Here is a 15,490-nt window from a genome sequence, read left to right as displayed (position 1 = left end):
AAATGGCGAAATCTGTAACAGACACATTGCTGGAAATGTTTGGCGATCCGGGGGCGGCCGCAGTTCAGGCGGATCTGGCACAGGCCGCCACATTATCCCGGCAAGAGCTTTCATTCCGACAGCGCGCCGGGGCCGCCGCAGCCCGCCTGCGCCGGGCCGAAACCCCAGAAGATGCCGCCGCAGCCCAGGCAGACCTTGCCCAACGCCAAGCCCGGCTTGCGGCCGCCCAACGGCAGGCAAAGGTCGCCAACATCAAACGTCCTGTCCCGCAAAAAGGGATCGCCCAGATTTTTGGCCGGGCGCGCGGGGCAATCGAAAACCCGCCGCTGACCCTTGCGGCCATTGATGACAAAGGCATCGTCGTCGCGCAGGCCGATGCAACCGCCAATGGCGCGTTCCATCTGACCAGCCCCGTTGCGTTTGAAAATGTCGTCCTGCAAGTATCCGACGCCGCGCAATGTGTATTCTATCGCAGCCCCACACCCATCAGCATGGACGCCGGAACTGTGCAATACCTCGACATCAGCCTTGACGCGCCAGAACCAAAACCGTCACCCGTGCCGACAATCCCCACGATGCCCGACCTCGTGGGGCAAAGCGAAGGGGTCGCCAAAACACTGCTGACCTGTCTGGCCGTGACCGACGTCACCCTCACCGACAAGACCCAAGACGGCCCCGCCGATCTGGTCATTGCACAAACGCCCAAAGCAGGCACTGCGATCAAGGGAGATACCGCCGTGACATTGACGATCAGGCGGGCATCCTCAACTCAGCCTGTGCTGTTGCCTGACATCACAGGGACGCCGCTGTCGCAGGCGGAAAAGACGCTCAAGGCGCTCGGACTGCGATCCACGGTCGCGGCCATGGCGGATGACGGCCCCGCAGACAGAGTGCTGGACCAATCGCCCGGCGCGGGGACGGACATCGCCGGGATCGACAGTGTCACGCTGACCGTGTCGGCCCGGCCGCAGGCCCCCGCCGATCCCGTGACGGTTCCCGCCCTGATCGGCAAATCGCCCGACTTTGCCAAGGAAGTACTGACCGCACTCGATCTGGGCATGCAGGTGGCACAGACCCAAACCGCCGAAAAAGCTGCGGGCATCATTGATCAAACCCCCAAAAGCGGCACGGCAGTAGGACGCAAATCCACTGTGGCCCTTGTGGTCAATACACCGCCCCTCCTAGAACCTGCCAAAGTCGTGGTGCCCAATCTTGTTGGCCGAACGGCGGCGCAGGCGGCGGCGGTCCTCAAGGCGTTGGGGCTGGCCGGCACCACCCAGACAGTCACCGACAGCGGACAAAAAGGCACCGTGGTCAAACAAGACCCGCAGCCCGACACGCGCGTCGATACCGGCAGCACCATGGCGCTGTTCATCAGCGATGGCGGCGGTCGGGATGACACCCCGAAAACCGACTTCAGCCGCCTGGAAGGGCTGATTGCCGCCGATCCCCGCAGCGCGGCACGCGGCGTTGATCTGGTAACGCGCCTGCGCAATGCCGATGTCACGGATGTGGACGGCATCAAAACCCTCGCCGGTCTGACGTCCGCGAAACTGCGTGACAGGCTTCGGCTGGATGATGTGCCGATGGCCACATCCGTCCGCGCGATCCTGCGCAAGGCGGTCAAGGATCACAGCGGGTGAGCGTCACCACCAAACCCCGGCCGATGGCCACGCAAAAGGGCGACGGCGGCGCGCCTGCCAAAGCCGCGCGTGCGTCGCCGCGCATGGCACTGCCATTTGGCGGTGCCCTACAGACCAAACTGATGCTGGGACCGTCGCAAGACAGCTTTGAACGGCAGGCGGATACCGCAGCGGCACATGTAGTGGGCGGCCGTGTGGGCGCGCCGTTGCTGTCGGCACTGCCAATGGGCGGCGGCACGGCACAGCGCACCTGCTCTGCCTGCGGCGACAAAGACAAGAATGCCGCACGCATTCAACGCAAATGCGCCTGCGGGGCGGGCCACGATGCGCCCTGCTCTTGCGCCCACAAAGACCAAGAAGACCACCCCGAGCTGCAAATTGATCGTGCCCATAAACATGACAAGGACCAGCCTGATCAGGCAATAGGCGCGGTACAATCCGTGATCAACTCGGGCGGCACGCCACTGCCCGGATCGGTGCGCAAAGACATGGAAACCGGCTTTGGCCGGCCCTTTGGCCATGTGCGCATCCATGACACTCCGCGCGCCGCCGCCTCCGCCGAAGGGATCGGCGCGCATGCCTATACGGTGGGCAATCACATCGCCTTCAACCGTGGCCAATTTCAGCCCGAAACGCAAAGCGGGCGCTTTTTGCTGGCTCATGAACTGGCCCATACCGTGCAACAGGCAGGCGCCCCACCCGCGCGCGTGCGCGCCATCAGCCAACCCGGTGATGCCCATGAAACCCAGGCCAACAGGGCCGCTTCTGCCGTGGCATCGGGTGGTCCGATGCCCGGTCTCAGCCCCGGTGGGGCTGCGATCAGCCGCTATAGCTGGGGCGAATTTATCGACGACGCCAGTGCTGTTGGCGGCGCGGTTCTTGATGCGCCCGGCGATCTGGTCGATGGTGCCGTCGAATTGGCCGGAGATGTCGCTGATTTCGTGTCGGAATTCTGGGACGATGCGGTGGCCCTTGCCCGCGCAGTCGGTGGCATGGTGTCACTGGACGGCACCACGATCGTCATCGACATCCCAGAATTCGACCCCTGCCCCGAAATTGACTTTAGCCTCTCGCTCAGTGATCTGGGCCTTGATCCACAGCTTTATTTTCCGATCTTCGAAGCCGGCGCCAGCATTGGCATTGTCACCCTGCTGGGAAGCATCGGGATTGAGATGAACATTGATGCGGGCATCGGCATCAATCTTGAGGATTGTTCGTTTGGCCCCGCCCAACTGCGGGTCAACCCACTGACCGGCAGCACTGCGATATCGGGGATGCTGTCAGCGACCGTTGGCCAGATGCTGCGCTTTGGCGCTGATTTGGGGCTGGCGGTCGATGCCAGCGCGATCATCCTTGTCCCGTCCGAACCACCCATCCCACTCTTTGTGCCGCTGCTTGGGGTGTCGCTGGGCGGCGCAATGGAGCTGATGCTGCAAAGCCGTGGCACTGTCAGCCATATGTTCAGCGCGCGCACCGGGTTTCTGAGCCTGTCCGCCGCCCACAGCATGGTATCCGAGGTGGGTTACGGGCTTGACTTTGCCTACGGGCTTTACGGTTCCTTCCGGGTTCTGGGTCAGGATTTACGCCGCCTCGGCTGGCCGCTCGATCAAATCCACGAACAGATTGCCATGCGGCTGACCATGGACAGCGCACTGGACATCGACCCCACCGGGATCAGCTTTTCGATGCTGGCGACCGGGGCACCGCTGGGCCACAACCCGCTTGATGACCTGAGCTTTGCCTTTGATACCAGCCGATTGGAAGACGAATGTCTACTTTGCGACTTCCTGATCGCGAACCAGTTGCTGCCACGTTATTTCGGCTACAACTGGGCGGCGCTGAAACCAACCCTGCCCCGGTTCGGCGGACCAGAGGCAGATATCTACTACCGCGACCCCAGCTTGACCAGCGGGTCGTTGTGCCGGGGAACCTGTGGGCCTGATTGCGCGCCCGACGCCTGCGATACCGGCATGACCGATCTGGTCGTTTGCGAAAACTTCGGTGACGGCCATGTCTGGCACACCTACGCCAACTACGCGACGTGCGGCTCGGCGCAGGGTTGCCGCGATCATGACGCCTGCTATGACATGGCCCATATGCCGATCTGGGGCTTTGGCGGGGTATTTGTCGCGCCAATGCAGCGGGCCTGCGATCTTGATTCAATATGCCACAACGGGTTCCAGACTTCGGCCCGCTGGGCCATGGGCGGCGGCCCGCAACCCACCCGCCTGCGGTATGCCGAATATGCCTACTCCACGCCCGGCTGCCTTGGCCCCTGCCCGACCACACAGGCGACCGAAGGCGAACCTGAAATCCAGCAGACCTGCCTGGACGACCGCGAGCTTTGGGCAGGCATGCGCCGCAGCAAACACTGGCGCCGCACATTCCTGAACGAACAACTGTTTCAGGGCTTCGTCGAAGTACCCTATATCGTCGGCGTCAACTACGGCGTGAACGCGATGGCGCAACTGGACGCTGGCGTGCGTGCGCAACTGGGTCCGATCAACCTCGAAGACGCCTGCCTGACCTATGATCCGGTTTCCATGACCTACACCGGTGGCGCGCGACTCAACATGTTCATGAACACCTCGGCGTCGGCCACAATCACCGCAGCTCTCGAGGGGTTCCTGTCGGATTTCCTGTGCCTGCTGAACTGGGTGACACTGCGCGGCACGATGACCGCAGGGTTAAGCGCACAGCTGCCGACAAACCTCAGCGCCGAGGTCGATCTGTTCTGCGAAAACGGCCAGTTGATGGTGATCCCCAGCGGACGGTTGCGCACCTGCCTGAATGTCTTTGGCGAAATCAGCGCCGGGCTTGATGTGTTCTTGCTATCCTTCAATGTCTGGAACCAGACATGGCCGCTGATCAGAAAACAACTGGCCGAACAATGCTGGCAAATGGAGGTCACCTTTGACCCCTTTGTGGTCGGCGAAATGCCCGACTTTCAATTCGTCAATCGGCTTGGGCTGGATCTCAACACGCTGTTGGGACAGCTTTTTGATGAAACGACAATGCCGATCGAACCAAATGCGCCGCTGGTCAGCAACCCGTTGCCCGGCGTGGGGCTGCTTTTTCCCTGCGTTGACCCCGACGACGACGATGACGATGGCCCACCCGGCCCCTCGGCAGATTGCCCGAACCGCGCCACGGCCGCAGACGGGCGGCGCATTCTGACGCCCGCGCAGTTGGCCCCGGATTGGCAACCCGTCAGCAATATGCGTATCCCCGGAACCAACCGGAACGCCAATGTCGCCACGCAAATGACCGCAGAATTCCTGGCCCATCCGGTGCCCGGCGGCAGCAGCCGTACCGGGCCTGCCCAGCGCGGCATCTACCGGCATCCGGGCTTGCCAACGGCAGGTTGCTTTAGCCCCGGCAGAAAAGGGACCCAGCACTATATCAAAGGGCACCTGCTGAACCACAATATCGGCGGCCCGGCCAATGACCGGAACCTGTTCCCGATTACCGCACAGGCCAATGCCGATCACAGCAACCAAGTGGAAAACGGCGGCACGGATGTTGTAGGGCGCGTGCGCAGCGGTGATCTGATGTATTACAAGGTCACTGTGTCCAGCCCTTCGACCCCGCGCGAAATCGTGACCCCTGCCGGTGTGCATACCGGATTTTACGAAGTCAGCGCGACCTTCCTGTGCGAGGTGGCGGATTATCAAATCTGCACGAATGAGACATTGCAGCGTAACCCTTCGACATTCGTTCCAATTCCGTCGCAATTTATTTTCCACCCCACGGGTGGTCACCCGTTTGACACCATCGCTTCGGCCAGCCGCTGCCCAAGCTGAGGGCGGCAACCTGCCTAGTGAAAATCCCGCGACTTGGGAATGACACGCGCATCACGCGGGTGCCCACGGGATGTGGCAGGCAACGCACGCCTTACTTCATCCGCGCGTGCCAAAGGCGGCTCCAGCACATCGTTTGATAACCGTTCCAGCGCATCGCTGCGGTCGGTCAGATGATAGGCCACCACATGGATCACATCCGCATCGCGTTGCACCACGCCGCGCACATCAATGACCCGGGCGCGCATGATAACCTTGCGAAACGCCTCCATCACCTTGGGCCAGACAACCAGATTGGCAACCCCGGTCTCATCCTCCAACGTAATAAAGCAAACGCCCTTGGCACTGCCGGGGCGCTGTCGGATCAACACGATGCCCGCCAGCAAAATCGTTTGACCATTGCGCATCCCCCACAATGCGTTCGCCGCCCGATAGCCCTGCTGCTGCATGCTGCGCCGCAAAAAAGACATCGGATGCGCCTTGAGTGATAGCCGCGTGGTTTGATAATCAGCGACGACATGTTCACAAATCGGCATTTGCGGCATGGCAAACTGCGTCTCCTCGCCTTCATCACGGTCGTGGGTGAACAGCGGCAGGTCAGGCGCGTCCCGCAACGCGCGCGCATCCCAAAGCGCCTGCCTGCGGTCCAGCGACATCGACCGAAACGCATCCGCCGCCGCCAGTTTACGCATGCTGCCGGCATCCACCCCCGCCCGCTTTTGAAGATCGGCAAGATCGGTAAATGGGGTGTGCCGCGCGCCCATCATCCGCGCCACGACCACTTGCTTGACCCCGTCAACCTGCCGCAATCCCAACCTGATTGCGAAAACGCCGCGGCTGACCGGCTCAAGTGTGTTATCCCACTGGCTGTAATTCACATCCGGCGCCCGCACGATCACCCCATGCTCGCGGGCGTCCCGCACGATTTGGGCTGGCGCGTAAAACCCCATCGGCTGCGCATTCAGCAAGGCCGCGCAGAACACGTCGGGATAGTGGCGTTTGATCCAGCTTGATATATAGACGAGCAACGCAAAACTCGCCGCGTGACTTTCAGGAAAACCATAATCACCGAACCCTTTGATCTGGTTGAAGCATCGGCTGGCAAAGTCAGGGGCGTACCCCCGGCCAATCATGCGGCCGACCATCTTATCCTCCAACGCACCGATTGTGCCGCGTGATCGAAAGGTGGCCATCGCCTTGCGTAGCTCATTCGCTTCTTGCGGTGAAAACGTGGCCGCAACCATGGCAATTTTCATTGCCTGCTCTTGAAAAATCGGCACACCAAGCGTCCGCTGCAGCACTTTTCTCAGCTCATCAGGGTCATGCGCCGGACCGGGCGACGGATAATCCGCAATCTCTTTTCCGCTACGTCGACGCAAATAGGGATGCACCATATCCCCCTGAATCGGGCCGGGCCGGACGATGGCGACCTGAATAACCAGATCATAAAATTCGCGCGGTTTCAGCCGTGGCAGCATATTCATCTGGGCCCGGCTTTCGACCTGAAACGTACCAAGACTGTCGCCCTTGCACAGCATATCATAAACAGCCGGGTCCTCCTTGGGGACCGTCGCAAGGGTGAACCGTTTGCCATGATGCGCCGCAATCAGATCAAACGCCTTGCGAATGCAAGTCAGCATCCCCAGTGCCAGAATATCAACCTTTAGAATACCCAGCGCGTCAATATCGTCCTTGTCCCATTCGATGAAACTGCGGTCGGCCATGGCGCCGTTGCCAATAGGCACCGTCTGGGTCAGCGGCGTTTCCGTCAGGATAAATCCGCCCACATGCTGGCCCAGATGGCGCGGCATCCCGATCATCTGATCAGCCAGCTTGATCGTACGCGCCATCAGCGGATCCTTCAGATCAATCCCCGCCTCAGCCGCCTCCTTGGCACCCACCTCGCGCCCCCAACTGCCCCAGATGGTTTTGGCAAGCGCGGTCGTGACATCCTCTGACAAGCCCATGACCTTGCCCACCTCGCGCACAGCCATACGCGGGCGGTAGTGGATCACAGTCGCACATAGACCCGCGCGTTGGCGGCCATATTTATGATAAATATGCTGGATCACCTCCTCGCGCCGCTCGTGTTCGAAATCGACGTCAATGTCAGGCGGCTCCTTGCGTTCTTCTGAAATGAACCGCTCAAACAGCAGGTCGTGCTTGGCGGGGTCCACCGCCGTAATCCCCAGCACATAACACACCGCAGAATTTGCCGCCGACCCGCGGCCCTGACACAGGATTGGCGGGTCGCATTGATGGCGGGCAAAGTCGATTATCTCATGGATTGTCAGGAAATATTGGGCAATGTCGAGCTTGGCAATCATGGCCAGCTCTTTTTGCATGATTGCCACGATTTTGTCGGGCACCCCATCGGGATAGCGCCACGCGGCACCCTGCCACGTCAGTTCGGTCAGGTAATCCTGCGGCGTCCGCCCCTCCGGCACAGTTTCGCGCGGGTACTCATAGGCCAGTTCACGCAGATCAAACTGACAGGCATCTGCCACCTCGCGGGTCGCCCGGACCGCATGCGGCCACTGTCGAAAAAGGCTGATCATCTGCGCAGGCGATTTCAGATGACGTTCGGCATTGGCATCCAGCAAAAACCCCGCCTTGGTAATTGTCGTCTTGTGCAAGATACAGGTCATCACATCTTGCAGGGGGCGCTGTTCCGGCGCGTGGTAATGCACATCATTGGTCGCAAGAATACAAAGCCCGTTGGCCTGCGCCAGCCGGTCCAGACGGTTGATCCGCGCAATATCATCGCCCCGGTAAAGATAGCTGGCCGCGATATGGCGCAACATAGGCAACGCCCGGATCAAACGGCGCAGCCCCGCCGCAAAATGATCCAGATCCGGCCCCGGCAGCGCAATCAGTTCGATCCCCGCAGCATATCGGGACAGATCATCAAGACTGACATCACAGGCACCTTTGCGCTGCCATGTTCCATCCGCCGCCTGCATCTTGGCTTTGGACAGCAGCGTACAAAGCCTGCCATAGGCGGCACGGTCGCGCGGATAGGCCAGAAATTCTTCGCCCGTGGTCAAGTGCAGACGGCAGCCAATGATGGGCCGGATTTGCGCCTTCAGGGCTTCGGTATGCAACCGCACCACCCCCGCCATCGTATTCAGATCAGCACAGCCCAACGCATCATAACCCTGCGCCGATGCCGTTGCGGCAAGGTCCACGGCGTCCGATGCCCCGCGCAAAAAAGAAAAACAGGTCGTCACGCCCAACTCGACATAGGCTGCGCGCGGGTTGGGTGTAAAACCGCCGCCCGTCAGGCTGCGCCGGGGATGTTGATGATCGGTTTCAGGCATGCGCCACAGGCTTGCAGATACAAACGCCCCATTTCTTATGTCCGCCAATACTCCCGCCGGAGGCGCAGATCAGCCCAATGCGCGCGCCCATCATGCAAACATCCCATGCACAAACCAACGCGGATCACCGCCGCGCCCATCGGCATGCAGACCCTCACGATAAAGCCAGATACGGCGACCGGACTGATCCTCAATACGGAAATAATCGCGCAGGCGGGTACCCGGACGGTCATGCCACCATTCCGGCGCAATCCGCTCCGGTCCGGCAAAACGTGCAACCCGGTGGGTCTGCCGCCGCCACACGAACTGCGCAGGCGGGCCTTCGGGCACCGCATAAAGTACGCGGATCTCTTCGGGATGATCCAGCAACCGGATAGGCCGGTCTTTCGGCCTCGGCGCAGGCATATCGGCCATATCGGCAAGGGCCGCAATCTGACCTTCAGCACGTTCCGGCACATGGCTTTCGCGTAACGTCGGGCGCGAAACCGCTTTAGGCCCAAACTTTGCGCTCAGCCGATCAATGAGCCGTGTCAGGTGCAGATCATCATCGGACCCGCCATCAAGGTGGCTTTGCACGACCTGCAGGGGTTCCACTGCCCCGGCCACTAGCGTGATCAAATCGAACCCAAAGCCCGGGTTGATCCCGTCCACCTTATCACGAAACAGCCCGTGCAGATGGCCCGGATCATCGGTCGACGCCGACGTGGCCACATCCACATGGCTGACATCGCCGTCCGTCCGATAGACCGTCAAATGCAAACGGCGACAGCCCATTCCCGCCTTCTTCAGCCCCCGGCAAAGGTTGTCGCAAAGCGCGGGCAGATACGGGGTCGGATCAAAAATAGGTTCCGGCAAACGGCTTTGCACTGCGAAACGTGGCGCGGCATCCACGCTTGAAACAGGTTCAGCCTGCTTGCCCATCGCCTGATCCAGCCGCAACAGCGGGTTGGCCGTCAACCCGGCTTTCACAAACCGCCGGGTCAATGCAAGGCGCGGCACATCCGCCACCGCACCAATGGTTTTCAACCCCAACCGGCGCAACAACAGGACCGTGTCGGCATCCAACCGCAACCCCGTGACCGGCAACGCACCCAGCTTGAAATTGATCTCATCCGCGCCACAGATCCCCCGCACCGGGCCAAAATGCGCCAACGCCCATGCGGCCCCCCATGTGGGGGCTATCGCCAACCGCGCGCTCAGCCCAAGCAGGGACAACTGGGTTTCCATCTCGACCAGCATCGCAGCCTCGCCACCCAGCAGATGATCGGCGCCGGTCGTATCAAGGATCAGCCCGTCATCGCCATCGCGCGCGCTCCACGGGCACCAGCGCCGCACCCAGATCACCAGCCGGTCAAGGGCGCCGCGATCAGCTGTTGGATCGGCGTATTCCACCTGTAATTCCGGACTGATCGCACGCATATCGACAACCCGTGCCCCGGCATTGATCCCCGCTATCCGCGCCGCGCGATTGGCCGCATGTATCACCGGGCCATGCGGTCCCTCGGATGCCAATACCAGCGGAATATCATCCGGCGGCGCGTTGCCCTGCCGTTCCATCACCCGCTTCCAGCGTTCCATCGCAAACTGCGGCAGCCAGATCGAGACGATCCGCCGCCCGGTCATAGCTGGCCACCCATTGTCCCGGCTTTGATCGGCGCGACCGGAACAGATTGACCGACCAGCGCGGCGCGCCCGGAGACCCTGCATCGTGCGGATGCGGGGCCGACGGCAACGAGGCGATACGCCAACGGTCCCGTGCCGCACTCAGGTCCGGGCTGGCAGCACGGCGGATCAACCAGCATGGCACATCTGCCGCCTCTGACCGTAACGCCAGCCGCTTGGTTGCCGTAAAATCGAGCGCGGGCGGATCGCCCCATATCTCTCCGATCACAGCACCAAGAGCACGACACCGCAAACCGTCTTCCATGGCCCACAACACATCGACCGCACGCGACAGATCGACCATGATAATAGGGCGCGACGTGCCGACCCCTGCCAAACAAGGCCGCCCCGCCTCTTTGCGCGACAGCCGGTCCTGCACCCACAGAATTGGGGCGCGCGTACGCGGCAACCGGGCCAGAATGAACCCAACTGCCGCCGCATCGGCAACGGTATCGGGGAACGCCTCTGACAATGTATGCGTCATCAGGGCAGACTGATGGGCCTGACCGACACGTTGTTTCTGCACACGAAGTGAACCCATACACGACACACCGAATCCCGATAAATGTTCCCCATTTGTTCTACATTAAATCTCTCATCGTTGCAACGATGGCAACGATGGCAACGCAGCCCGCCCCAGACATGATGCACGTGGGGGCGGGCAGGTTGATTTTTCGCCGGCGACTACCGCCTAGCTATAGGCCAATTCAGCCGCAGCTCCGGTGTTGCGCGGATGGGTGGCCGACAGACGTTCCGGCGCTGCACGGTATTCATCCTCGGGAATGAAACGCAGCCCCAGTGCGGCATAGTTAACAGCATAGAACCCGGCAAGCGGGCCTTGGTCAGTCATGCGCACGGCACGGCGCAGATCAGGCCGCGCAAGAAGCTCTTGCGCCATCACACCGACATAACGCGCCGGGTCGCCGGTGATATAGCGCCACGAATAGATCGGCAGGTTCAGCCGTGCATCAAAGCCGACCTTGCGGATATCGCGCTTGAGACGCACATCAGAATAGTCCCACATGCCCCAGTCCTCACTTTGTTCACCGTCGTGAAAGTCATCATCTGCATTAAACCCGACAACCACCGGTCCGCCCAGCACGCCCAACAAGAAACCAGCGACACCTGCGCCCGCGGCCGACATTGGCTCAAGGTCACGGAATTGCTCTTGCACGTAAAAGCCCGCTTCATTGTCCGGGCCGCCCGGTTGCATCATGATATCCCACAGATCAATGAACTGCTTTTGTGCCTTTACGTTCTGCAAGGCCCCCACAATCCCGAACGCGGCCGCGGTGACGCGGGCAGCCACATTCGCCACCTTGCCAGCAACGGCACCAACCTTTGCTGCCATACTCGAAACCGGTACGCCCAGACTTTTGGCGATGCCGACGGCACCAGAGACCGCAAATCCGGCGGATGCCGTCAGCCACAAACCTGCCGTCGCCCCTTGCGCGACTTTGATGCCAACATCAGTTTGTTCTTTGGCTTGCAACGCCAGCGATGTGCCGATCAATGCGGTTCCGACCGGCGCCGCAATAATGCCAGTCGCCTGCAACATGCCCCGCAAGCTGCGCATTGATTGAACAGCCGGTGTTTTCAACAGCTTTCCAATGTCATCGACTGCAACGTCCAGATCGTCATACATCCCTTGGGCATTCACCCTGCCCCGGAACCGTGGTCCCGTGTCTGTGTCCATCATCTCAATTTCATCGATCTGACTAAGAAGATCATCCAGCGCAGCCAGTGTTGGATTCACATTGGTGACATTCGTGGTGACCGGCCCAAGCAACGAATTGACCGTCCCGGCCCCCCCCGTGATCAGCAGCGACATCCAGCCTGCGACGGCCGTGATTTCCGCAGGATCACCATTTTGCCAGAACCCCTTCCCCGAAAGACCCGCAGTGCCCAAGACCAGAATGGTCGTAAAGCCGCCCAACGCGTCTGACACCCCACCCCCGCCAAGCTTTCCTGAGGTAATGCGCGAATAGCTTTTTACAGATCCCGACGCGCCCTTGAATTTGCTGAAACGCGGATCGGCGGCGACCGTGTCCAGCGATCTGTAAAACTGCCCCATCATGTCATTGCGGGCGGCCGGGTTTTCGGCCATAGCCAATTGCATGTCTGTGACGACCTCGCTGACATACGTCCTGATCTCAACATCAGTGGGCGGTACGGGGACATCTTTGAACATGTCTGCGAAGGCCCCCAACAGACCACTAACCTCGCCCGGCGTTTCAATCACGGCACGGATTTCAAGACCGGCTTTTGCTGCCGTGTAAAGAAACGTGGAAATGCCGTCAAAAAACTGCTCGTCCGTCATGCCCAGATCTTGATACTGGCCAGTTTCAATCGCAGTATGGATTTCTTCCATACTGGCCCCGTTGAACAATGCGCCTATATCGACTTCGTACTCAAAGCTCTGGATGTCGTCTTGCAGGGCCGTCAATGCGTCGAGCGCGTAGATGTCCGCAGCATACTCAACCAACAGATCAATGCCTTCGTTCACCGCATCTTCACCCGGAACACTGTCCTGATTGGAGCCAAGGAAACCGATCTGGTCCAACATGACCGACATCACCACGTCTTTTTCTTCAACCGACAGCGCCGTCCCGTCTGCCTTGGTCAGCATCTCAGGGTCCGACGCACCCAGGAACGTGTACATCTGATTCAGGACGTCCTCGGCGGTGCCACCCGTGAAACCATCCGTGCCACTGCGGGCGGTCAGGCTGCTGACAACGCTGTCAAGATTGCCGACGAACCAATCCTTGCCAGCTTTGGAGTCGAACAAAAGCGCGCCCATTTCCGCAAAGATCGTATCGTCGTTGAAAAGTGTTTCAACAACGCCGCCAGGCTCGTGCCTGAAAAGCGCGCCACCGGATGGATCGCGGTGAATGCCAAACACACCCCCGACCCGGATAAACATCTCATACAGCGCTTTTTGCGCGGGATCAGCCAGATCGAAATGCTGCGCGCCACCGTTAAACTGCTCCGCTGCCTGACTTGCGCCAACCCAAGCCGTCTCACTCAGCATTTCCTGAATAAACGTCGGCGGAATACCAAGTGCATCGGCGGCGACCGTAAATTCAATACCCTCGGCCTCGACCTTGAACGTAAAGGTCCCGTCATCATTTTCGGTAACTTCCAGACCCTCATACTGTCCGTTCGCAATCGCGCCCAGCCGTTCCGACGCAAAGCCGCGCTCAACATGCTCTGCCTCGGAATATTCCGACAACTCCACATCGACATAGGACATCGACGTCGCACCGGTTTCGTCCGTCACCTCATAGCTGAACGTTGCGGTTCCGGTCGTGCCGGCAGGCGCCGAAAACACGATCTGGTTGTCGACGATGGTCGCTGTGACCGATGGATCGCCGCTCTGATATGTGACGTTGGTCACCGTAAGGCCCGTTGCCCCCATGTCATTTTGCAGAGGCGCATACTCAGTCGAAATAACCGAAGGATCATCCGCCAACGTATCTTGGGTCATCAACACGGTATCGCGGCGCGCCGCCGGAAGCGCGGTGGCCGTAGCCTGCCCCAGCGCGTTGATCTCGATCGTGCGTACCCGCGTCCAGTCGCCGTCGGTCACAGACACCGTAAAGCTGTCAGTGCCAGTTGCCCCCGCTGCAGGCTCATAAGAAAACGTGCCGGCTGCGTGGTCATAGGTCACAGTTGCGCCGCTCTCCAGAACGACCTGATCGTTTGTCACATGCCCCATGTCATCGGTGACGGCTTGCCCGTCGATCGCCTCAAGATAGTATTCACCGTCATTGCCAACCGGCACGTCCAGAACAGACGTAAGATCAATTTCCGACAATGCGGGGTTGCTGGACACCGGCAGCCCGGTTGACGACCCATCCAATGTCAGCGTGTATTCCACCACCACACTGCCTTCACGATATTCCGCGCCGCCGGGCTGATCGGGGTTGCCCCCTACATGTTGGCGCGACAGGACCGTGATCCGAACCGTCGTTGTGCCGTCGCCATTGTCAATAACCTCGCGCGCTTCCTCTTTCTCGCGGTATCCATGAAGCATGCCGCCATTGGGGGTGAACTGGCTGTCCGGCACCGCATGATCGGCCAAATCCGTGATAATCGCGTCTTGCGCAGCCTGCTGCGATGTCGCGTCAAGCGCGACGACGGGGCCGGATGAGACATACTCCGACTGGCCGTCTGGACCAGTCACCGTATAGTTCCATTGGTTTGTCGCCGGTGCGCTTTGATCGGGCGCAGTGGCCTTCAGCGACAGGGGATTATTCGCCTCAATCGTCACGCTCCCTGAGCCAATAAAGGCACCATCCGCGTCCCTGATATAATAGCCCACATCATCCGTCCCAACCGCCCCTTCATCTGCGGTGTAAACATAAGCGCCGGTCGCATCTTTCGAGATCGTACCGTAGTCCAGAACGTGCGGCGACGGCATAACCGCGGTTGTCCCCTCGGCAAGAGCGCCGCCACCCGCAACGGTATCATTGCCGAGCAAATCAAAAACAACCGGTCGGGACCCTTCTGCGACATAGCTGTCACGTCCTGCGACAATATCGAAACCTTGGGCGGGCCGGGGTTGGACAACCGGTGCAACGCTCGCACCAACGGCACCCTGCTGCAGGCGCGCGCAAGTCTTCATCCGCTGTCTCAGTAGCCCGTAATTGCGTTTCTGCAATTGCGAAGACTGTTCCCTCTTCGCCAATTGCTCTGCCAATTGCTCTGGCGTGAACCGCGATGTGTTAGTAGCGCCATAATCGTTCTTGTTCATCTCAATACCCCCAATACATGTAAATCAAGGTATAAACACTTAAATGCTGCGTGCATAGCGGGTCACCCTACTTGGATTTCTACGCGATACGCAGGCCCCACTTAGGTTATTTTCATATTTACCATATTTCGCAAAGCAGTAGACGGAACAGCCCCGCAGAAAAATAAAAAACGCGCCATGCTTTTCGAAATACCGGATCAGTATTTTTTGGGCTTTTGCGACTCTGTTGCACAAATCGGCTGATGGCCGAGGTACCCCTTTCCCTGGACAGACTTATCCCACGGTCTCTGTGACGGGTATGCCGAGCGC

Annotated in this window: 6 protein-coding genes; 2 read left to right on the top strand and 4 right to left on the bottom strand. The window is 60.1% G+C overall.

Going from position 1 to position 15,490, the window contains the following annotated elements:
• Positions 1 to 2 precede the first annotated feature (2 nt).
• The gene (locus tag QZ196_RS09755; protein WP_296425891.1) at positions 3 to 1,643 is read left to right on the top strand and encodes a PASTA domain-containing protein; all 1,641 of its coding nucleotides are present in this window, start codon (positions 3 to 5) and stop codon (positions 1,641 to 1,643) included.
• Positions 1,640 to 5,446 carry a DUF4157 domain-containing protein gene (locus QZ196_RS09750; RefSeq protein ID WP_296425889.1) on the top strand — a complete coding sequence of 1,269 codons (3,807 nt, stop codon included), beginning with the start codon at positions 1,640 to 1,642 and terminating at the stop codon, positions 5,444 to 5,446. The genes QZ196_RS09755 and QZ196_RS09750 overlap by 4 nt, the downstream gene beginning before the upstream one ends.
• A gap of 14 nt (positions 5,447 to 5,460) precedes the next feature.
• Here QZ196_RS09750 and QZ196_RS09745 read toward each other — a convergent pair whose 3' ends face one another.
• The 4 genes from QZ196_RS09745 to QZ196_RS09730 all read right to left on the bottom strand — a co-directional run bounded on the left by QZ196_RS09745 (position 5,461) and on the right by QZ196_RS09730 (position 15,181).
• Positions 5,461 to 8,763, bottom strand: a complete 3,303-nt coding sequence (locus QZ196_RS09745; RefSeq protein ID WP_296425887.1) for an error-prone DNA polymerase — start codon at positions 8,761 to 8,763, stop codon at positions 5,461 to 5,463.
• 90 nt (positions 8,764 to 8,853) lie between these two features.
• Entirely contained in the window at positions 8,854 to 10,320 is a 1,467-nt protein-coding gene (locus QZ196_RS09740; RefSeq protein ID WP_296425956.1) for a DNA polymerase Y family protein, read from the bottom strand.
• Complete coding sequence (locus QZ196_RS09735) at positions 10,289 to 10,909, bottom strand: hypothetical protein (protein ID WP_296425886.1); 621 nt, start codon at positions 10,907 to 10,909, stop codon at positions 10,289 to 10,291. Before QZ196_RS09735 ends, QZ196_RS09740 begins: the two co-directional genes overlap by 32 nt.
• 207 nt (positions 10,910 to 11,116) lie before the next feature.
• Complete coding sequence (locus QZ196_RS09730) at positions 11,117 to 15,181, bottom strand: Ig-like domain-containing protein (RefSeq protein ID WP_296425885.1); 4,065 nt, start codon at positions 15,179 to 15,181, stop codon at positions 11,117 to 11,119.
• Positions 15,182 to 15,490: the final 309 nt, after the last annotated feature.

Source organism: Yoonia sp. (assembly GCF_017854565.1).
Lineage (GTDB): Bacteria > Pseudomonadota > Alphaproteobacteria > Rhodobacterales > Rhodobacteraceae > Yoonia.
This window is presented reverse-complemented; position numbering and strand designations above follow the sequence as displayed.

Bases quoted from the DNA above. Each gene is read 5' to 3' on its own strand.
- QZ196_RS09755 (WP_296425891.1), top strand. From the start codon at position 3: ATGGCGAAATCTGTAACAGACACATTGCTGGAAATGTTTGGCGATCCG.
- QZ196_RS09745 (WP_296425887.1), bottom strand. From the start codon at position 8,763: ATGCCTGAAACCGATCATCAACATCCCCGGCGCAGCCTGACGGGCGGC.
- QZ196_RS09740 (WP_296425956.1), bottom strand. From the start codon at position 10,320: ATGGAACGGCAGGGCAACGCGCCGCCGGATGATATTCCGCTGGTATTG.
- QZ196_RS09735 (WP_296425886.1), bottom strand. From the start codon at position 10,909: ATGACGCATACATTGTCAGAGGCGTTCCCCGATACCGTTGCCGATGCG.
- QZ196_RS09730 (WP_296425885.1), bottom strand. From the start codon at position 15,181: ATGAACAAGAACGATTATGGCGCTACTAACACATCGCGGTTCACGCCA.